We start from the raw sequence: 533 nt of genomic DNA, 5'->3' as shown, positions 1-533 counted from the left end.
GACCCCCGCGCCGACCGCGACGCCCACCGCCACCTCGGCACCCGTCGGCTCCTCGGCGCCGACCGTCGCGATCGTCGCGCCGACCAGCGGCTCGTCGGTCACCGGAGTCGTGACCCTCGTCGCCGTCGCCTCCGATGACAAGGGCGTCGCGGGAGTCAGCTACTGGGTCGGCACCACGAAGCTCGGTGACGCCGTCCTCGGCGAGGACGGCAGGTACTCGCTCGCCGTGAACACCTCGGCCTTCGCCGTGGGCACCTACGCGGTGACCGCCAAGGCGGTCGACACCGACGGCAACACCACGACGAGCGCACCGATCGCGCTGAAGCGGGTCTGACCCGCGACCCGACGGACGGCCCCGGTGCACCAGCGCCGGGGCCGTCCGTCGTCCGGTCGCGGGACGCCGGACAGCGGAGACCGGAACACCGGCAGGATCCCTCAGCCCCCGACCCGCCATCGGCCTCGCGCCACCCCGGCCCAGCCCCCGCCCCCGCAGAAGCACCCGCCTCCCCCCCACCCCCCCCCCCGGCGTCGCA

Annotated in this window: 1 protein-coding gene; it reads left to right on the top strand. The window is 75.8% G+C overall.

From position 1 onward, the window contains the following. The coding region (locus NB037_RS19370) for an Ig-like domain-containing protein (RefSeq protein ID WP_251948714.1) at positions 1–334 on the top strand (334 nt) is incomplete at its 5' end. Between the last annotated feature and the right edge of the window lie 199 nt (positions 335–533).

It is taken from the genome of Rathayibacter rubneri (genome assembly GCF_023743255.1).
Classification (GTDB): Bacteria; Actinomycetota; Actinomycetes; order Actinomycetales; family Microbacteriaceae; genus Rathayibacter; species Rathayibacter rubneri.
The sequence above is the reverse complement of the archived record's forward strand: the minus strand, read 5'-3'. Positions and strand labels throughout refer to the sequence as shown.